The 18196-nt window shown below is 55.0% G+C and carries 24 protein-coding genes; 17 read left to right on the top strand and 7 right to left on the bottom strand.

The genetic code is table 11. The annotated features are described in order from the left end of the window. Positions 1-160: 160 nt before the first annotated feature. Together ybbP and ybbA are read right to left on the bottom strand one after the other, a co-directional pair. Complete coding sequence (gene ybbP, locus WM95_RS06085; protein WP_063409635.1) at positions 161-2575, bottom strand: putative ABC transporter permease subunit YbbP; 2415 nt, start codon at positions 2573-2575, stop codon at positions 161-163. Then, a complete protein-coding gene (ybbA, locus tag WM95_RS06080; protein WP_023617272.1) occupies positions 2572-3258 on the bottom strand; it encodes a putative ABC transporter ATP-binding protein YbbA in 687 nt (228 codons plus the stop codon). The genes ybbP and ybbA overlap by 4 nt, the downstream gene beginning before the upstream one ends. Between ybbA and tesA the strand changes: the two genes are divergently transcribed. Genes tesA through WM95_RS06065 form a run of 3 tightly spaced genes read left to right on the top strand, consistent with a single transcriptional unit; the run spans position 3229 to position 5564 of the window. After that, entirely contained in the window at positions 3229-3852 is a 624-nt protein-coding gene (gene tesA / locus WM95_RS06075) for a multifunctional acyl-CoA thioesterase I/protease I/lysophospholipase L1 (protein ID WP_032661743.1), read from the top strand. The two genes, ybbA and tesA, sit on opposite strands and share 30 nt — an antisense overlap. 28 nt (positions 3853-3880) lie before the next feature. Next, positions 3881-4651 carry an SDR family oxidoreductase gene (locus WM95_RS06070; protein WP_014882827.1) on the top strand — a complete coding sequence of 257 codons (771 nt, stop codon included), beginning with the start codon at positions 3881-3883 and terminating at the stop codon, positions 4649-4651. A gap of 58 nt (positions 4652-4709) precedes the next feature. Beyond that, positions 4710-5564 (top strand): co-chaperone YbbN, encoded by an 855-nt coding sequence (locus WM95_RS06065; RefSeq protein ID WP_063409634.1) that lies wholly within the window; start codon positions 4710-4712, stop codon positions 5562-5564. Positions 5565-5613: 49 nt separating this feature from the next. On the opposite strand, the gene fetB is transcribed toward WM95_RS06065, so the two are convergent. After that, a complete protein-coding gene (gene fetB / locus WM95_RS06060) occupies positions 5614-6396 on the bottom strand; it encodes an iron efflux ABC transporter permease subunit FetB (protein ID WP_023310623.1) in 783 nt (260 codons plus the stop codon). Further along, a complete protein-coding gene (fetA, locus tag WM95_RS06055) occupies positions 6389-7060 on the bottom strand; it encodes an iron efflux ABC transporter ATP-binding subunit FetA (RefSeq protein ID WP_059446546.1) in 672 nt (223 codons plus the stop codon). The genes fetB and fetA overlap by 8 nt, the downstream gene beginning before the upstream one ends. Before the next feature lie 143 nt (positions 7061-7203). Between fetA and WM95_RS06050 the strand changes: the two genes are divergently transcribed. The 3 genes from WM95_RS06050 to WM95_RS06040 are packed head-to-tail and all read left to right on the top strand — an operon-like array spanning position 7204 to position 9463. Then, positions 7204-8055 (top strand): hypothetical protein, encoded by an 852-nt coding sequence (locus WM95_RS06050; RefSeq protein WP_063409633.1) that lies wholly within the window; start codon positions 7204-7206, stop codon positions 8053-8055. A 44-nt stretch (positions 8056-8099) separates the two neighbouring features. Continuing rightward, positions 8100-9014, top strand: coding sequence for an SPFH domain-containing protein (locus tag WM95_RS06045; protein WP_063409632.1), 915 nt, complete (start codon positions 8100-8102; stop codon positions 9012-9014). Then, on the top strand, positions 9011-9463 hold the full coding sequence (locus tag WM95_RS06040; RefSeq protein ID WP_063409631.1) for an NfeD family protein: 453 nt from the start codon (positions 9011-9013) through the stop codon (positions 9461-9463). The genes WM95_RS06045 and WM95_RS06040 overlap by 4 nt, the downstream gene beginning before the upstream one ends. On the opposite strand, the gene cueR is transcribed toward WM95_RS06040, so the two are convergent. The 3 genes from cueR to WM95_RS06025 form a co-directional block, all read right to left on the bottom strand. After that, positions 9460-9870, bottom strand: coding sequence for a Cu(I)-responsive transcriptional regulator (cueR, locus tag WM95_RS06035; RefSeq protein ID WP_059446547.1), 411 nt, complete (start codon positions 9868-9870; stop codon positions 9460-9462). The two genes, WM95_RS06040 and cueR, sit on opposite strands and share 4 nt — an antisense overlap. Before the next feature lie 86 nt (positions 9871-9956). Next, the gene (locus WM95_RS06030; RefSeq protein ID WP_088544693.1) at positions 9957-10979 is read right to left on the bottom strand and encodes a phage integrase; all 1023 of its coding nucleotides are present in this window, start codon (positions 10977-10979) and stop codon (positions 9957-9959) included. Between the two features lie 69 nt (positions 10980-11048). Beyond that, the gene (locus WM95_RS06025) at positions 11049-11348 is read right to left on the bottom strand and encodes a helix-turn-helix transcriptional regulator (protein ID WP_088544692.1); all 300 of its coding nucleotides are present in this window, start codon (positions 11346-11348) and stop codon (positions 11049-11051) included. A gap of 122 nt (positions 11349-11470) precedes the next feature. Here WM95_RS06025 and WM95_RS06020 point away from each other — a divergent pair, with 122 nt between their 5' ends. The 11 genes from WM95_RS06020 (at position 11471) to WM95_RS05975 (ending at position 18190) form a co-directional block, all read left to right on the top strand. Next, positions 11471-11935 carry a hypothetical protein gene (locus WM95_RS06020; protein ID WP_236901070.1) on the top strand — a complete coding sequence of 155 codons (465 nt, stop codon included), beginning with the start codon at positions 11471-11473 and terminating at the stop codon, positions 11933-11935. A gap of 12 nt (positions 11936-11947) precedes the next feature. Further along, positions 11948-12208 carry a DUF4761 family protein gene (locus WM95_RS06015; protein ID WP_145956707.1) on the top strand — a complete coding sequence of 87 codons (261 nt, stop codon included), beginning with the start codon at positions 11948-11950 and terminating at the stop codon, positions 12206-12208. After that, positions 12198-12371 (top strand): hypothetical protein, encoded by a 174-nt coding sequence (locus tag WM95_RS27385; RefSeq protein WP_181008671.1) that lies wholly within the window; start codon positions 12198-12200, stop codon positions 12369-12371. The genes WM95_RS06015 and WM95_RS27385 overlap by 11 nt, the downstream gene beginning before the upstream one ends. A 12-nt stretch (positions 12372-12383) precedes the next feature. Beyond that, on the top strand, positions 12384-12611 hold the full coding sequence (locus WM95_RS06010; protein WP_088544691.1) for a phage filamentation protein Fil family protein: 228 nt from the start codon (positions 12384-12386) through the stop codon (positions 12609-12611). Between the two features lie 20 nt (positions 12612-12631). Beyond that, positions 12632-12904 carry a hypothetical protein gene (locus WM95_RS06005; RefSeq protein ID WP_088544690.1) on the top strand — a complete coding sequence of 91 codons (273 nt, stop codon included), beginning with the start codon at positions 12632-12634 and terminating at the stop codon, positions 12902-12904. 68 nt (positions 12905-12972) lie between these two features. Then, positions 12973-13197, top strand: a complete 225-nt coding sequence (locus tag WM95_RS06000) for a hypothetical protein (protein WP_088544689.1) — start codon at positions 12973-12975, stop codon at positions 13195-13197. Next, positions 13194-13742 (top strand): 3'-5' exonuclease, encoded by a 549-nt coding sequence (locus WM95_RS05995; protein ID WP_088544688.1) that lies wholly within the window; start codon positions 13194-13196, stop codon positions 13740-13742. Before WM95_RS06000 ends, WM95_RS05995 begins: the two co-directional genes overlap by 4 nt. Before the next feature lie 8 nt (positions 13743-13750). Next, positions 13751-14611, top strand: a complete 861-nt coding sequence (locus WM95_RS05990) for a DNA adenine methylase (RefSeq protein ID WP_088544687.1) — start codon at positions 13751-13753, stop codon at positions 14609-14611. Then, positions 14611-14808, top strand: coding sequence for a hypothetical protein (locus WM95_RS05985; protein ID WP_088544686.1), 198 nt, complete (start codon positions 14611-14613; stop codon positions 14806-14808). The genes WM95_RS05990 and WM95_RS05985 overlap by 1 nt, the downstream gene beginning before the upstream one ends. Then, positions 14808-15803: a DNA cytosine methyltransferase gene (locus WM95_RS05980; RefSeq protein WP_088544685.1), complete on the top strand. Its 996-nt coding sequence runs from the start codon at positions 14808-14810 to the stop codon at positions 15801-15803. Before WM95_RS05985 ends, WM95_RS05980 begins: the two co-directional genes overlap by 1 nt. Beyond that, positions 15800-18190, top strand: a complete 2391-nt coding sequence (locus tag WM95_RS05975; protein ID WP_088544684.1) for a replication endonuclease — start codon at positions 15800-15802, stop codon at positions 18188-18190. Before WM95_RS05980 ends, WM95_RS05975 begins: the two co-directional genes overlap by 4 nt. Positions 18191-18196 lie beyond the last annotated feature (6 nt).

The following is an 18196-nucleotide window of genomic DNA, read 5'->3' as shown; positions in this document are numbered from 1 at the left end:
GCTAAATATTTAGCGAGTGAATATTAACTGGAAATAATCAGGCTGTGGGGTCGGGTTTTTAATGTTTTGTGCTACTAAATGAGTGGGTATTGTCACTTTGTGCTATTCAAACATTACGCGCCGGTATTAAATCCCGGCGCGCAACTATCACTCTTCTAAATCAACTCGTAAACTGCCGGAACAGGGCTTTGCCCTTTAGCAGCCGCGTGCCGAGCCAGCCGCCGCAGAGGGAAAGCAGCGCAGCGCCGCACAGAGGCAGGGTCAACCAGAGACGCCAGTCAGGCTCCCACGGGAAGTCGAAGACCTTTGTCTGCAGCACCGCCAGCGCCGTTTCCGCGCCAATGGCCGCTACCAGACCCGCCACCAGCCCCAGCAGCGCAAACTCGCTCCAGAGCGTCATTCGCAGCAGCCGCTTACCGGCCCCTAGCGTGCGGTAGACAACCAGCTCCTGATGGCGCTGGCGCATGCCCACCTGTACCTGAGCCAGCAGCAACAGCACGCCGCAGATCGTCACCAGCACCACCATGACCTCCAGCGCGCGGCTCACCTGCTCCAGCACCTGCCCTACCTGCTTCAGGATCGCCCCGATATCCAGCAGGCTGACCGTTGGAAACTCCCGGTTGAGCTGGGTCAGCATGCCGTTGCCGTTTTCCCAGCGGAAGCTGGTCAGCCAGCTCTGCGGCTGCCCGTCCAGCGCGCCCGGCGGGAAGATAAAGAAGAAGTTTGGCCGCAGGCTTTCCCAGTCCACTTTACGCAGGCTGGTGACTTTCGCGGTAAAATCCTGGGTATCGCCGGTAAAGGTGACGCTGTCCCCGAGCTTCACGTTCAGCCGCGTCGCCAGCCCCTCTTCCATCGAGACTTCCCCCGCTTTCGGCGGCCAGGTGCCGGCGGTTATCGGGTTATGGTCAGGGCGTTTCTCCTGCCAGGTAAGGTTCAGCTCGCGGTTCAGCGACTCGTCCTTATTCCCCTCCGTTGGCTGACCGTTGATCTGCGTCAGACGCGCGCGCACGATGGGATAGAACGACTCAGGGATAATGTGATGCTCCGACAGGAAGCCCTTCAGCGGCGTGACCTGCTCAGGGGCAATGTTGATCAGGAAATAGTTCGGGCTTTCCGGGGGAAGCTGCTGCTGCCAGCGATCCAGCAGATCGCCGCGCAGCACTAACAGCAGCGCCAGCAGCATAAACGACAGCGAAAACGCCGACAGCTGGCTGAGCGTTGACCACGGCTGATGCAGCAGGCGGTTGACCGCCAGGCGCACGGGCAGGGATTTCACCGTGAGCCGCTTCAGGACGTTGAGCAGTATCCAGCCCAGCACGCCGCACAGCAGCGCCAGCACAACCGCCCCGGCCAGTACCGCCCACAGCAGCGTGCTGCCCCCCATCAGCCACGCCAGCAGCCCCACCGCCACGGCAATAATGACCGGAAGGTAGAACTTCAGCGGCCAGACGTTCGCCACAACATCGTTGCGAAGCACGCGCAGCGGCTGCGTCGCGAGCAGCAGGCGGTAGGGGCGTAACCCCACCAGCAGAGAAATCACCGTCATTGCGCCCATCGCCCACAGCCACGGCCAGAGGCTGGCCGGCGGCAAGGCGGCCGGGAGCACCGGCTTCAGCATCACCATCAGCAGTTTTTCAAACAGCAGCCCCATTATTCCGCCGGTCAGCGCAGACAGAATCAGCAGCATCAGCCACTGGCCGACAATCAGCTTGCGCAGCTGCGCCCTGCCCGCCCCCAGGGTTTTGAGGATCGCCACCAGGTCGTAACGGCTGCGGCAGTAATGCCCCATCGCCACGGCAACCGCCGCCACCGCCAGCAGCAGGGTCAACAGTGCCGAAAGCAGCAGGAACTGCTGAGAACGCTCAAGAGATTTACCGAGCGCCCCTTCGTCCTGCTCCAGCCCGTACCAGCGGTGCTCTGGTTTGAGCTGCGGCAGAAGCCATTTTTCGTACGCGTCAAGCTGGGCAGGCGTGCCGCCAAACTTATAGCGCCAGGTGACGCGGCTGCCCGGCTGAACAGCATGGGTTGCCGCAACATCCGCGGTGTTCATCAGCAGGCGCGGCGCAAGCTGGAAGGGGTTAAAGCCGGAATCAGGCTCCTGCACCACTTCCCCGGCGATTTTCAGCGTGGCGTCACCGACGTCGATACTGTCGCCGGGTTTCAGGTTCAGAAGCGCCATCAGACGTGATGCCAGCAGCACCGTGCCGGGCTTGGGCTTCAGCCCGGGCGGGCTGGTCTGCAGTTCGCCGTACATCGGGTAGATATCATCGACGGCTTTAACGCTGGCGAGCTGCGGCGTGTCGCCCGCAAAGGTCATGGTCTGGAAGCTTATCTGCTCCCCCACCTTCAGCCCTTCTTTACGCGCCTCTGCAATCCAGCCCGACGGCACCGGGCGGGAGCTTTGCAGCGCCCGGTCCCCCGCCATAAACTCCCGACTCTGCTGGCTGAGCCCTTTTTCCATGCGGTCGCTGACGCTGCCGAGCGCCAGCACGCAGGCCACCGCCAGGCTTAGCGCCAGCCAGACAATCAGCAGCGAGGGCGAGCGCCACTCGCGCCAGAACCAGCGGGTAATCATGCCTCCTCCTGAAGAATACCGTTCACCAGCCGCAGGCGTCGGTCGCAGCGGGCGGCGAGCTGAGGATCGTGGGTCACGAGGATCAGCGTGGTGCCGTGCTCGCGGTTGAGCGAAAACAGCAGGTCGGCAATCCGGTCTCCGGTTTTACGGTCAAGGTTACCGGTGGGCTCATCGGCAAACAGGACTTCGGGACGACCGTTAAACGCCCGCGCCAGCGCCACGCGCTGCTGCTCGCCGCCGGAAAGCTGTGCGGGAAGATGGTCGAGACGCTTGCCCAGACCGAGCTGCTCCAGCAGCGCCTTCGCGTGCGCCCGGCTTTCTCGGCTGTTTTCACCGCGAAGCAGCGCCGGGAGTTCGACGTTTTCCAGCGCGTTCAGGGTTGGGATCAGCATAAAGGACTGAAAGACAAAACCAACGTGACGCGCGCGCAGCGCGGCCCGCGCCTCTTCATCAAGCTGATGCAGCGGTTGCCCGACAAGATGGACCTCGCCGCTGCTGCCGTCGTCCAGACCGGCCAAAATCGCCAGCAGCGTGGACTTGCCGGAGCCGGATTCGCCAATGAGCGCGATGGTTTCAGCGCGTTTGACAACGAGTTCAACTCCAGTAAGGATGGAAAGCTCGTGTTCCCCCTGACCGACGGACTTCTTAAGATGATGAACTTCAACACTGTTTTCCGCTGGCATTTGCCCTTCCTGTTTTTGATTCTGATGACCTTCCGCGCGGCGGCAGCGGACACGTTACTGGTTCTCGGCGACAGCCTGAGCGCAGGCTATCGCATGGCGGCCAGCGCGGCCTGGCCCGCGCTGCTCAACGACAAATGGCAGAGCAAGACGTCGGTAATCAACGCCAGCATCAGCGGCGATACCTCGCAGCAGGGCCTGTCGCGCCTGCCTGCGCTGCTCAAACAGCATCAGCCTCGCTGGGTGCTGGTGGAGCTTGGCGGTAACGATGGATTGCGCGGTTTTCAGCCTCAGCAAACCGAGCAAACGCTGCGCACCATTTTACAGGACATTAAGGCGGCAAACGCCCAGCCGCTGCTGATGCAAATTCGCCTGCCCGCCAACTACGGTCGTCGGTATAATGAGGCCTTTAGCGCGATCTACCCTAAGCTTGCCAAAGAGTTTGATATTCCGCTGCTGCCATTTTTCATGGAAGAGGTGTATCTCAAACCCCAGTGGATGCAAGACGACGGGATCCACCCCAATCGCGATGCTCAGCCGTTTATTGCCGACTGGATGGCAACGCGGCTGGCTCCTTTAGTTAAACATGACTCCTGATTAAGCGGAGATCCTGACAGGTAAAGTTATGCAAAAATCGGTCTTAATTACAGGATGTTCCAGTGGAATCGGCCTGGAAAGCGCGCTCGAACTGAAGCGCCAGGGGTTTCGGGTGCTGGCGGCCTGTCGCAAACCCGACGATGTCGAACGCATGAACGGGCTGGGCTTTACCGGCGTGCTGCTGGATATGGACTCGCCGGAGAGCGTTGAACGCGCCGCCGATGAAGTGATCGCGCTGACCGACAATCGTCTGTACGGGCTCTTTAACAATGCCGGCTACGGCGTGTATGGTCCGCTGGATACGCTTTCCCGCGAAACGCTGGAGAAACAGTTTTCGACCAACTTCTTCGGCGTGCATCAGCTCACCATGCGTCTGCTCCCCGCGATGCTGCCGCACGGTGAAGGGCGCATCGTGATGACATCGTCAGTGATGGGGCTGATTTCAACCCCCGGCCGCGGCGCCTACGCCGCCAGCAAATATGCGCTGGAGGCCTGGTCCGACGCCCTGCGCATGGAGCTGCGCCACAGCGGCATCAAGGTTAGCCTGATTGAACCCGGCCCGATCCGCACCCGCTTTACCGAAAACGTGAACCAGACCCAGGCAGATAAGCCAGTCGAAAACCCCGGCATCGCCGCACGTTTTACCCTCGGGCCAGAGGCGGTGGTGGCCAAAGTGCGCCATGCTTTTGAGAGTGAACATCCCAAAATGCGCTATCCGGTAACGCTGGTCACCCACGCCGTAGGCTGGTTAAAGCGCCTGCTGCCGGGCCGGATGATGGACAAAATTTTGCACGGTTGAGTTGAAGCGACGACGCTCATCCCCATGTAAAGAACAAACCGACAAAAGAGAAAGCCGCATGTCCGTACAGAATATCGTCAATATTACAGAAGCTAACCTGCAACAGACCCTTGAACAGTCGATGACCAAACCGGTCCTGTTCTACTTCTGGTCTGAACGCAGCCAACACTGCCTGCAGCTGACGTCGGTGCTGGAAAGCCTTGCTGCCCAGTACAACGGTCAGTTCATTCTCGCCAAGCTGGACTGTGACGCCGAGCCGATGGTGGCGTCTCAGTTTGGTCTGCGCGCCATTCCTACCGTCTATCTGTTCCAGAACGGTCAGCCCGTTGATGGCTTCCAGGGGCCACAGCCGGAAGAGGCGATTCGCGCCCTGCTGGATAAAGTGCTGCCGCGCGAAGAAGAGCTGAAAGCGCAGGAAGGCATGGCGCTGATGCAGGAAGGTAAATACGACGAGGCGCTGCCGCTGCTCAAAGAGGCGTGGCAGCTGTCGAATCAGAATAGCCAGATCGGCCTGCTGCTTGCGGAAACGCAGATCGCTCTGCACCGTTCAGAAGACGCGGAAGCCGTACTCAAAACGGTTCCGCTGCAGGATCAGGACACCCGCTATCAGGGTCTGGTCGCACAAATTGAGCTGCTGAAACAGGCCGCGGACACCCCGGAAATTCAGCAGCTGCAGCAGCAGGTTGCCGACAACCCGGCCGACGCTGCGCTGGCAAGCCAGCTGGCGCTGCAGCTGCACCAGGTGGGGCGTAACGAAGAGGCGCTGGAGCTGCTGTTCAGCCACCTGCAAAAAGACCTGGCAGCCGCAGACGGTCAGGCGCGTAAGATGTTCCAGGAAATTCTGGCCGCGCTGGGCACCGGAGACGCGCTGGCGTCGAAGTATCGTCGTCAGCTGTACGCGTTGCTGTACTAACAAAAAAATGCCCGGTGGCGCTAACGCTTACCGGGCCTACAAAACAGGCTTAACCCGTTTTCTTTAATTGCGTCACCACTAGCTGGTGACGCGCGTTGTAGAACTTCCGATAGGTCAGGTAGCAGGCAATGATGGTTGACAGGCTTGCCGTGGAAAGCAGCATAAACGTCACCATGATCTGATACTTAATCGCTTTTACCGGATCGATACCGGCAAAAATCAGCCCCGACATCATGCCCGGCAGGCTCACCAGCCCCACCGTTTTGGCTGAATCGACCGTTGGGATCAGCGATGAGCGAATGCTCTCACGAATCAGCCGCGCCGAGGCCACTTTAGGCGTCGCTCCCAGGCTTAACTTCTCCTGAAGCTGCTGCTGTTCACTGCTGAATCGCTGGCCGAGATTGTTATAACACAGCCCAACGGCCACCATGGCGTTCCCCGCGATCATCCCTGAGATAGGGATAACCTGCATCGGCGTAAAGGCAATCGAGCCGGAGAGCACCAGCACCGCCAGCGTGAGCGCCGTCCCGGTGGTAATGGCGATAAACGACGAGATAAACGCCTTATCAATGTATTTACTGCGTTTTTTCGCATTCCACGCCGCGTTAAAACAGATAAAGAGCACCATCAGCAGCGTCAGCACAGCGTGGTTGACGTTAAATATATACTTCAGCACATAGCCGACGATAATGAGCTGAACCACCGCGCGGCAGATACTCCACACAATATCTTTTTCCAGCCCCAGCTTTTCCCGGTAGCTGACCACAATCGCAATCAGCACCAGCACCATCGAAAAGGCCAGCGATTCGTTGGTAATGTTGTGTTCACCCACGGTTTGCCTCCTGCATTTTCCCGCCGTGCGGCTGGAGCGTAATCACGTCATCCGCATGGGTTATTTCATTAGCGTCGTGCGTCACCCACAGCACGGCAATGTTCTGCTCCCGGGCGTAACGATGAATAATCTCGTTAACGTTGCGCTTGTTGACGTCATCGAGCGCGCTGGTGATTTCGTCCAGCAACAACACCTTCGGTAAAAACTGCAGGTTGCGGATCAGCGAGACGCGCTGCTTTTCTCCGCCCGACAGCGCAGCGATGGATTTGGTTAACGTCTCCTGCGCCAGACCAAAGCGGGCCAGATCGCTGATAAACTTTTCCGGCTCCGGCGTTTTATTGCGGATTTGCCACGGGAAAATCAGGTTGTCATAAACCGTATCGCCAAAAAGCGCGGGGGTTTGCACGCAGTAGGAGACCTGCTGGCGATAGTTTTCCGGGGACAGTGTTGCGATATCCTGTCCTTCAAACAGAAGGGTGCCCTCCGTCGGGCTGAGGAGTGAGGCCACAATTTTCAGCAGCGTGCTTTTACCGCAGCCTGAGGGGCCCGTGATTAATTTAAACTCGCCCGGCGACAGGCTAAACCTGACGTGCTGAAGAATAATGTTTTCTCCGGCACGAAATCCAATATCCCTGAGATGTAATAGTTCTTTTTTATCGTTCATTACGCTTCCGTTAACCGCTTCGTGTAATAACCGCCTGTAGCATAATCCTTTCGTGCGCACAGAGCGAATAGCCTCACGCTAAAGCAAGTGTTAAACTTTTTGTTTGTCATTTGTCTCCACCATCACTACAGGAAGTAAGCAGCATGGCACATATCTTTTATGAGTTTCCTTCCCTGAAGCCTGGTGTTCCTGATGTCGAAACATTAATGGAAGTCATCAAATCTTCGGAACTCACGCGTTTTGTCATTGGTGCAGAGGTGGTGGATTTTGTTAAGAAGGCGCTCATCGTGAACACCACGATTGGCAGTTTCAAAAATTGCTATTTCGCCTTCGGCAACGGGACACACTTCCTGGAATTTGACGGCAAGGGAAAATCAAAACGTTTCAATGAAGTACCCGACTGGTTCGTCTCTCCGGCTGAATTTTCTCGTACCCAGTGGCTTATCAACCACGATCTTGCGGATGTAAAGGCCACCCAATTCATTGACGTGCTGATGTCCTACCCGCTGAAAGAGCGCCGCGCGCACTGTAATTTGTTATTCGGACTGGAGCTGGAAAAGGTGAATGCAGTTCCGGCCGCAGCGTCAGCCGTAGGGAAAATCGGCAATAAAAACGGCAAAACGACCAAACCGCGCGTGACCGATCTGGGATCGTTTGAATTGTTCAGCCAGTTCTTTGCGCGCATGAAAACCGCCGTGCTGGCCGATGAGTTCCCTACTCTGCAGGTCCTGACGGGCATGGATAACCTGACAAAAGCGCCGCATAATTTAAAGCAGGGTATCAGGACGTGGTTCAAAGCCATCGCGGGCGACCTTCCTCCCAATAACAAACGCGTAGAAGCGGGGAATGCCGTTCTGTTCTGCGCCCCTATCCGCGAACAGATCCAGCGTATCGAAGCGCTGGGGCTGGAGAAGTACTACCAGGGATTATCGAAAGCCATTGCCGAAGCGGGTGATGGATTCATCTCTGACTTTACCTATACTTACGAGCAATAAACACACACTTTCACTCGTCACAGCATGCAAAACAGGAGGTTTTTATGCTTATCGTTGTTCCTGTCCTTATTTTCGTTGCGCTGGTTATCGTGGGCGCAGGCGTCAAAATTGTCCCTCAGGGTTATCAGTGGACCGTCGAGCGTTTCGGTCGCTACACCAATACCCTCCAGCCGGGCTTAAGCCTGATTGTTCCGTTCATGGACCGGATTGGTCGCAAGATCAACATGATGGAACAGGTACTGGACATTCCTTCTCAGGAGATCATCTCCAAGGATAACGCCAACGTCACCATCGACGCCGTCTGCTTTATTCAGGTGATTGATGCGCCGAAAGCGGCCTATGAGGTCAGCAACCTTGAGCTGGCGATCGTCAACCTGACGATGACCAACATCCGTACCGTGCTCGGCTCGATGGAGCTGGACGAGATGCTTTCCCAGCGCGACAGCATCAATACCCGCCTGCTGCACATTGTCGATGAGGCAACCAACCCGTGGGGGATCAAAGTCACCCGTATTGAGATCCGCGACGTGCGTCCGCCGGCTGAGCTGATCGCCTCCATGAACGCCCAGATGAAGGCCGAGCGAACCAAGCGCGCCTACATTCTGGAAGCCGAAGGGGTGCGTCAGGCGGAGATCCTCAAAGCGGAAGGTGAAAAACAGTCGCAGATCCTGAAAGCGGAAGGCGATCGTCAGTCCGCGTTTTTACAGGCAGAAGCGCGTGAACGTTCGGCAGAAGCGGAAGCCCGCGCCACTCAGATGGTGTCCGAGGCAATCGCCGCCGGTGATATCCAGGCCGTGAACTACTTTGTCGCGCAAAAATATACCGATGCGCTAAAACAGATTGGCACCGCGAACAACAGCAAAGTGGTGATGATGCCGCTGGAGGCCAGCAGCCTGATGGGCTCTATCGCCGGTATTGCCGAACTGATTAAAGACAGCGGAAACGAGCGTAAAAAATGATTGAGCTGATCGCTGCACATCCTCATGCCTTCTGGCTAAGCCTCGGCGGCTTATTGCTGGCGGCGGAGATGCTGGGCGGCAACGGCTACCTGCTCTGGAGCGGTGTTGCCGCCGTCATGACGGGCCTTCTGGTCTGGATCCTTCCGCTGGACTGGGCGTGGCAGGGTGCGCTATTTGCCGTGCTGACGCTGGTGGCCGCGTGGCTGTGGTGGCGCTGGCTAAACCGGCGGGTTAACGAGCAAAAACCGCTGGACGCGCACCTCAACCAGCGCGGACAGCAGATTGTCGGCAAGCGTTTTACGCTCGACACCGCGCTGGTAAACGGGCGCGGGCATATGCGCGTGGGCGACAGCTCGTGGCCGGTAGTCGCCGACGACGACCTCAGCGCCGGCACGCGGGTTGAGGTCATTGCTGTGGAAGGCATTACCCTGCGGGTGAAAGCCTGCTAAGCAGAAGCCTTACGATGACAGCAGCCGGCAAGATTGTCGATAATCGGGCAGTCGGCGCTGTCATCCCCCGGACAGGATTCCGCGAGCTGTAGCAGTTGTTCGCGCATCGCCTGCAGCTCGAGAATATGGCGTTCGATCTCTGCCACTTTTTCCAGCGTGCGTTTTTTCACGTCGGCGCTGTGACGCTTCGGATCGTTAAACAGGTTTACCAGCTCGCCGCACTCTTCCAGATTAAAACCGACCTGTCTTGCCTGGCGCAGCAGCGTCAGTTCATCCAGATGCAGCTGCGTGTAGCTGCGGTAGCCGTTTTCGCTGCGCAGCGGTGGCGTCACCAGCCCCTTCTCTTCATAAAAGCGGATTGCCTTGCTGGTTAAGCCGGTTTTTTTTGCCACGTCACTGATATTCACATTTCCCCCTTGACCTTCCCCTTGATGGTGGGATTCTGACAGGCGCAGCCCCGTAAGGTACTGCGCCGAATCAGTATTTTACAGACTTAACTAACCCGCAAATCCCCCGCTTTGCCTCCAGAGTGTGGACACAATGTGGACATTCCGCTGAGAGGATTATAGCTCACAGCGTCCAGCAAATAGTCTGGTGCGAAGTGTGCGTAAACCATCGTTTGCGAAATATCCGCATGGCCCAAGATTCGCTGTAAGGCAATGATGTTGCCCCCCTTCATCATGAAGTGCGTTGCGAACGTGTGCCGCAAAGCGTGAGCCGCCTGTCCATCTGGCAGGTTAGGTTTTGCTTCTTTCATCCTCAAGCGGAACGTCTTGTAACTCACCCGGAAAAGTCGCCCTGATTCCCTGTGTTTGATTATCCTGGCGATATCATCCGATATCGGAACAACGCGCCTTTCACCGTTCTTTGTCAGGGTAAACATAACCCTGTTACCGACAATATTTTCCGCTTTCAGATTGTATGCCTCCCCCCACCTCGCACCGGTAGCCAGCAGTAAAATCGCAATGCGGTAGTAATCACCAGAACATAACGACAAGAGCCGATCAACTTCGGTCTGGGTCAGGTATGACATTTCGGTTTTGGGTTCTTTCAACGCTGCAACCGACGTCACGGGGTTTTCTCCGTGGAACTCGTCGATCTCCGCCATTGACTTGAAAATCCCACTCAAGGCGAAAAGGTCGTGATTTATCGTTGAAGCCTTAATCCCCTGCCCCAGTCGGTATGCCCGGTAATCAATAATGCATCGTGCATCAAGCTGGTAAAGCATAGGGTCGCCCATATCCTGACAAATACAATTAACCGCACTTAGTCTGCGGTTCGCATAGTTTTTGTTTCGTCCAATCAGCTGCCACCAAAGCGCAATAAATTCACTCAGCTTTCGTTTATCAGCCGGTTTATTCAGATAATCATGATTCTGAAATTTGGCGATGATACTGCGCTCAAATGCGTGCGCTTCTGCCTTTCTGTCAAACTTCCGCCGAATGCGTTTTCCATCACGCCCGCGCGGCCTTACATCCACTTCATAGCGACCATCTTCGAGTTTCTTAACGGACATAAGAAGACCCTCCGATCGTCAGTTCACTATCTTGGTAACAAATAGTGAAAATGTAATGTTTATATATCGTTAGCCAATCTGTTTCCCGGAGGGGTCTGATTGTGTTGTTTCTTGCCCATAGTGTGCGAGAGCCGGTGCGATCTGGCCCCGGCTTGGGTCGATCCGGTCATACATAAACCAGTCTTGATACTTGTTAAATCGCGGATGTCCAAAGAGCTTGATAGCTGACTCAAGAGTCATTTTGGTCGTGTCGCGCTCATACCCGCCATAAGTTGAATAACTCAACCCTGTTAAATCAGTAAGTTGGCGTTTAGTAAGGCGTTCAGATTCCCTGATCAGGCTTAATTTCTCACCTTGTGTCATTGACATAATGCTTGGATCTCGTCATATTACCCGACAACGGTCATTTGGTACTTAACAAAGCACAATGACCACCTTTAGGCAAAGAGGCTACATTAGCCTCAAGATGCCTCAACGTTGGAGTCTAACAAATGACACAATCACGAGAAATCGAATTAAACGCGGGATCTCAACATTCACGCCAATTTCCGCTAGACAATGCCCGCATTGCCCGCACTTGCAAAATGACCACCGCGCAGGCTGAAAGCATCCGAGATATGAATACCGAAGAACTGCAAAAACAGATTTTCGTTACACCGGCTGAGTTCGCTTATCTGACCGGGCGCACACTCAAATCAGTTCGCAACCTGATGGATCGCGCGCAGCTTCCAGTTCATCGCGAAGGTATGCCAGGTTCAAAGCGCCCAAAACGTTTCATCATGCTGCAAGAATATTGGGATGCTGTTGCACATTGCCGCGCTCTGATCACCCCAGAAGAAAGGCATTACATCGACAGACTGATGCACGACAAAGCCACTTATCGACGCACAACCGGAAACAAACACAATGTGTTGAAGCGTAATAGCCGCAATACACTTTCGCATGGCCGGGCATAGGGAAAAGCAGACATGAAAAAGCGCTATTCACAAAATGGGTCACATGCTGGAAGCATTCCGGGTTTGGTTCAGGTAAGCAAAAACGTTTATGTCTTTAACGGCTTCACTATCCGCAAATCACCGCGCAATGCTTTTAACAGAAGTAATTCTTATTTGATAAATAAGCGGGATGATAACGGCGGTATTGATAATTATTATGGGCGTGACTTTGCCTTAGCTGAAGCAATGCGAACAATTGAAAGGTTGAATGGTGGAGGAAGTTATGAAAATTGAAATGATTATCGGACTTTCTATCTTTGCTGTTGTTGCATTGTATTTAATTCAATTTTTAATCCGCCTGCGGAGTAAAAAAGTAAAGCAGCAAAGAACTAAGGCGCTTGCTGAATATAAAGCCCGCCGTGAAGAAGTTGAACTAAAAGCCCGTAGGCAACTGTAGCAGGTACACGATATGAACGATAACGCCCCATCACTTGCCAGCCTGTTAAAGCATGGTTGCCAGGTAACGCACTACCGTAATACTCGCGGGTGGATTGAATGCCCGGACGGCCGTTTCTTTAAGCCGGAGCCGAACAAGGTACGTTTTATTAAAGGCATGAATAAGCCTTTTGTTTATACGAAAAAGATAAATAAAGGGCTATTGGCAACTCTGATAAGAGCGATAAAGAAACTCTTGTAACATCTTTGGGAGGTGCTTGCATGTTTACTGAAGAGAAAACATCGTGGGAGCGGGAAATGCTAATCCGCGAATCAATTGAAAGCGCAGAAAAAGGTTTTACCGTTCAGCTTAAAAATGGTTCGCGTATTTATATAACACCGGACAGCCCGATAATTGATTTGATTGTCTATGGCCTTGAAAAGGCAATCAGGGGAAATCATGAGCGTGCACGTATGACGTTCATTGATTTTCTTTATTACTGGCATGAAAGGTTATTCAGACAGATAAAAAGAAAACCTCGCACCACTCATTAATTAACCTGCATCAAAAAACATCGGCATTTTTTGCCGGGGCTTCGTTTTGCCTTTTTCAGGAGGTCGGTATGTCGGTCAAGTCAATAAAGCTGGATAGCGGAATAAGCGATCCAGAGTTTGTGGCAATAAGCGCCAGTGCCCGTAAGGGTGAGCGCGCTCACCTTCTTGGAATGCTGCGTATTTGCATGGGCCAGCTGAAAAAGGAAAACGCCACCTCAGAAGAGATTTTTTCATCAGTCGAGCGGTGGATCTGCAACCGCGAATTAGCCATCAATGAGGACAAAAATCAATGAACCACGTCATGTTAGATATCCGCGCTCTGGGTAAATCAACGGATGCTCCAATATTCGCCATTGAGTGCGTTTTCTTCGAACCTTCAACAGGTCAGATTGGCCCACAGTTTTATCGCGCCATTGATATCACCACGGTGGGCGGTATTTATCCTGAAGCGGTTTTACAGCTTATGAAAGGTGATTCTGAACAGCGTGCCGAGGTTATCAACGCAACCTGTAGCGCGATTGATGCCCTGTCCGGCGCTTGCAGTTTTATTAAGAAAGTCGCATCGAAACACGAAAAGCTCCTTTGTTGGTCGGCGGACAGTTCGCTGGATGTAGCAACGCTTGCACATGCTCTTTCACGTTATGGGCTGGAACCGATCTTGCCATCTTTTGAATTCCGCCACCTCTCAACACTAATCCACATCGCAGGCGTAACAGGGTATGCCCCGCATCCGCGCCGCTCTACTGCAACCTACATGCTGACCGATGCCGTTTATCGTGCTGAGCAGGTTTGCGAGATCTGGCAGCGGCTGACCAGCCCACTTATCGAATCGTTGTGAGGTTGAGAATGATTAAATCACCTCTTAAATGGGCTGGCGGCAAGACGCGTGTTATGCCGCAGCTGCTCAAGCATTTGCCGAAAGCTGATTGCCTGATTGAGCCGTTTGTTGGAAGTGGGACTGTGTTTATGAACACGGAATACCGCCGCTATGTGCTTTGCGATAGCAATCTGAATCTGATCAACTTTTTCCGTCAACTAACAGGCCGTCTGGAAGATACGATTGCCGGTTGCCGCTGGCTTTTCAAAGACGGAAATAATGCTGATGAATATTACAAGCGACGCGCAGAGTTTAATTCACTGACTCAAAAAGCGGACTCAGATCCAGACGCGGCGCTGCTTCTTGCTTCCTATTTCCTGTACCTGAACCGCCATGGGTATAACGGGCTATACCGCGTTAATCAGAAAGGTGAATTTAATGTTCCTTTCGGCAAGTATGCCGAGCCTTACTTCCCTGAAGAGGAAATGCGCCTTTTTGCTGAGAAGGCAAACGACACAAAAGCGATCTTTATCCATGGGGATTTTCGTCAAACCATCCCTGACGTTATGCAGCTCGCCTACGATGCAGTGATTTACTGTGACCCGCCTTATCTTCCGGTTAGCGACACTGCCAATTTCACTGCCTACGGCAAGCCTTTCACGCAGGACGACCACACGGATCTTGTCAACACGCTGCTGGCTGCACATAACCAGCATGGTGTGCGTTCGGTGATTTCAAACAGCGACACCCCCGAAACACGCGATATCTATTCCGCCTTTGCTCTTCACTCCTTTCGCGTACGCCGTTCTGTCAGCGCAAAAAGCCGTGACATGACCGGTGAGGTGATCGGTGCACTCCGCATATCTCGCAAATCTAAAGAGGTGGCGTGATGGTTATTGATTCCATTCTGTGCCAGTTGGTCAGCCACGATGAAGACGGTATTCCGGGTCTGAATATGCTTGTCACAACCTCGGACGAGGTTGAAATAGTTTGGTTTTGCCCTGCCGAAAAAGTGGGACTGAAAGGTTTGTGGGTGCATTGGCATCAGATGGCTTTTTCCGGGTTTGATGATGGGGTGCCGTTCTGATGGCCGCTATCGCTTACTACAACGAGATCGATCCCTTCGCCGCGCAATGGCTGCGTAACCTGATCGACGCTGGGCACATCGCCCCGGGCGTCGTTGACACTCGCTCAATTGAGGAAGTAACAGCAAATGACCTTAAAGGATTCAAGCAATGCCACTTCTTTGCCGGGATCGGCGTCTGGTCTTACGCCCTGCGCCGTGCCGGATGGCCCGATGATCGCCCCGTCTGGACAGGTTCATGCCCCTGCCAGCCTTTCAGCGCCTGCGGAAAGCGCCAGGGAAAAGACGATGAGCGCCACCTCTTCCCCACATGGTTTCGTCTTATATCGGAGTGCCGCCCTGACGTTATCTTTGGCGAACAGGTTGCGAGCAAAGACGGCCTCGGTTGGCTCGACGATGTACGCGATCACCTGGAAAGAGCGGAATACGCCTTCGCAGGTTTCGATCTCTGCGCTGCGGGCTTCGGTGCCCCGCACATCCGCCAGCGCCTCTTCTGGGTGGCCGACGCCGACAGCGAATTCATGGAAACACCCATCGAATGCGGGCAGGGAGGGAGGATTGAACTTGCAGACAGCGGCAGTCTTATCGGGGTGGACTACGCCAAGTGCGAGCGACGGAACACGGGGCGGAATCGGGATTACTCCGGGTATGTCCGGCAGCAGTCTGGCGCAATTAGTGAAGCTGGCCGGTTGGCCGACACCAACAGCAACGGACGGGAAAGGCGGCTATCAGGGTGGGAGAGTTCGAAACGGGAAGTTATCAACGGATCGGCTGGATGTGAAAGCGCAGCTCGTGGAACCAATGCGGTTAACGGTTTCTGGGGATCTGCTGACTGGCTCTTCTGCCGCGATGGAAAGTGGAGGCCAGTTAAACCCGGAATTAGCCCTTTGGTTGATGGGGTTGCCGGACGAGTGGGCCAGCTGCGCGCCTACGGTAATGCCATCGTTGCGCCGGTCGCGGAAGCGTTCATAGCTGCATATCTGGATTGTTCGCAATGACCACAGCAACCCGTGGCCGTCGCGCCCCTTCTCCACCTCCACCGTATCCGGGTAGTACTGACAATGCTATCCCTTACGCTTATGGCGGGAACAAACCATACCAGCCGATTGGCGTTGATGTAGCGCCGGGGCTGGATGGTTTCGACTATCTCACGCCGGACGGCACCCGCAAGCATATTGCGTTCAGTGAACTGGTAGCGGAGGACGAAAAGCCGGAACGCAGCAAGCTGCTGCGCCGCCGTCTGGCTTCTCTTCCACAGTATGTCCGCCGTCACTTTGCCGCGAAGCTTGATGCGCTGGACGCGAAAGACCGCAAAGCGGCAGACCACTGGCTGCTTAACACCTTTGAGCGCCACGTATTAACGCGTATTGATGGCGTGAACAGTATTTACCAGCCTGACACTGTGATGCCCGGCATTCTGCTGCCAATCCGCGATCAGCTTTTCCGTATGCTCTGGGCAGGGAAAAAAGAGTTAAAAAGACTGGCTTATACGCTTGCCGATATCTTTACGAGCGAGTTTATACGCGAGTCCGATCACCAGTTGGCGCGCACCGGCGATCCTGAGTTCGCGGCGATTTCTGGTTATGGCCGTATTGCGTCGCTGGCGGTGCATCTGAAAACGCCGATCCCCGGCTGGACAGCGTATTGCAATGAAGAACTGGAAGCGGAGGACGCATTACGCGCGGTACTTCGTCTTGAGTCACCGCAGTGGTGGTTAAACCGTTTGCGCCGTATCCATGCCCGCTGGCGTGAGCATTTGATGATCGCGGCGGGATACGTTCAGAAAAAATCCTCTCCATACAGCAGCGCCCCGTGCCTTACCGAATGGCTGGCCCAGAAAAAGGCTAACCGTGAATACCTTAAGGCTATGGAACTGGAAGACCAGGACACGGGCGAGCGCATTTCTCTGATCGATAAAGTCGCCGGCAGTGTTGCCAATCCCGCCAACCGTCGCCGCGAACTCATGACGAGAATGCGAGGATTTGAAGAGCTGGCAAAGCTGGAAGGGCTGGCCGGTGACTTCTACACGTTGACAGCACCTTCACGCTATCACGCTATGCAGCATAACGGGCACCGTAATAATAAATACTGTGGCGCGTCACCGCGCGAGACGCAGCAATACCTTTGCAAGGTCTGGGCGAGAACCCGCGCCGCGTGGAAGAGAAAAGGGATCCGTGTTTTTGGCTTCCGCGTGGTTGAACCGCACCATGATGCAACGCCGCACTGGCACTTACTTCTTTTTATGCGCCCGGAAAAGGTCGAACAGGCGCGCGATATCTTCCGTAAATATGCCCTGAGGGAAGACGGCAACGAGCCAGGAGCATGGGAGCACCGCCTTGAATTTAAGCCGATTGAGGACGCTTTAGGCAGCGCAACCGGCTACATAGCGAAATACATTTCGAAGAATATCGACGGCTTCGCACTGGATGGCGAAAGGGACGACGAAACCGGTGAAGATCTGAAAGAAATGTCACTCCGCGTTAGCGCGTGGGCGTCGCGCTGGTCTATTCGCCAGTTTCAGCAGATCGGCGGTGCACCGGTCACGGTCTATCGTGAACTTCGCCGCCTGGGTAATCGCGAACTGGTGTTACACCCTGAACTGGAAACTGCGCGTCAGGCCGCTGATGCAGGCGAGTGGGATAACTACGTATTAGCCCAGGGTGGCCCGTTGGTAGAGCGCGATAAGCTGCGCATTCGCCTGAACTATGAAACCACCGAAAACGGCAACGCCTACGGCGATGACGTCCAGCGCATCACCGGTATCTATTGCCCGATAACGGGCAATGACTCTTTGATCTTCACCCGCACCGCTCAATACAACATCGTGCCGAAGCGCCGGAGCGCTGACGGTGTGGCCGTTGACGTTGGTTTTTCAGGCGGCAGCGCCGCCCCTCGGAGTTCTGTCAATAACTGTACGCGGGATCCCGCGGCAGGTGCTGACGGTGTTGAACATGCCGCCAGCGAAGCTACAGGCCAGTCGGAAATGACTGTGCCAGCTGAGGGCGCGACGGTGAATTTTGATGCGCTTTCACGGCAGGAAAAGCGAGAACTGGCGCAGCGGCTTAGTGACGATGTGCGAAGTAAGCGTAAAAAAACGGCCACCGGACGGGAAGACGGGGCCGGGCTATCCGTGAAAGAGCAGCAGATTAGTGAACTGCTGGCGCTGCGTGGGATTGATGCCAGCGCCGGAATGGTCAGATCGATGATGGCCGGTGCGTCAGTGGCGTGCGGTGATCTTGTTATGACCTTGCAGGACGGGCGTTTGGTATCGCGCAACCGTGCCGCGTCCGGGCTGGATAAGCTGCCGTCGCAGGTGATGGCGGCGAAGAAAAAGACAAGCGACCTCGTGAACCGGATGAAGACCGCATTTTCGGGGCGGAAGTAAGACGCT

The organism is Enterobacter cloacae complex sp. ECNIH7, from assembly GCF_002208095.1.
Taxonomy (GTDB): Bacteria; Pseudomonadota; Gammaproteobacteria; order Enterobacterales; family Enterobacteriaceae; genus Enterobacter; species Enterobacter cloacae_M.
The sequence above is the reverse complement of the archived record's forward strand: the minus strand, read 5'-3'. Positions and strand labels throughout refer to the sequence as shown.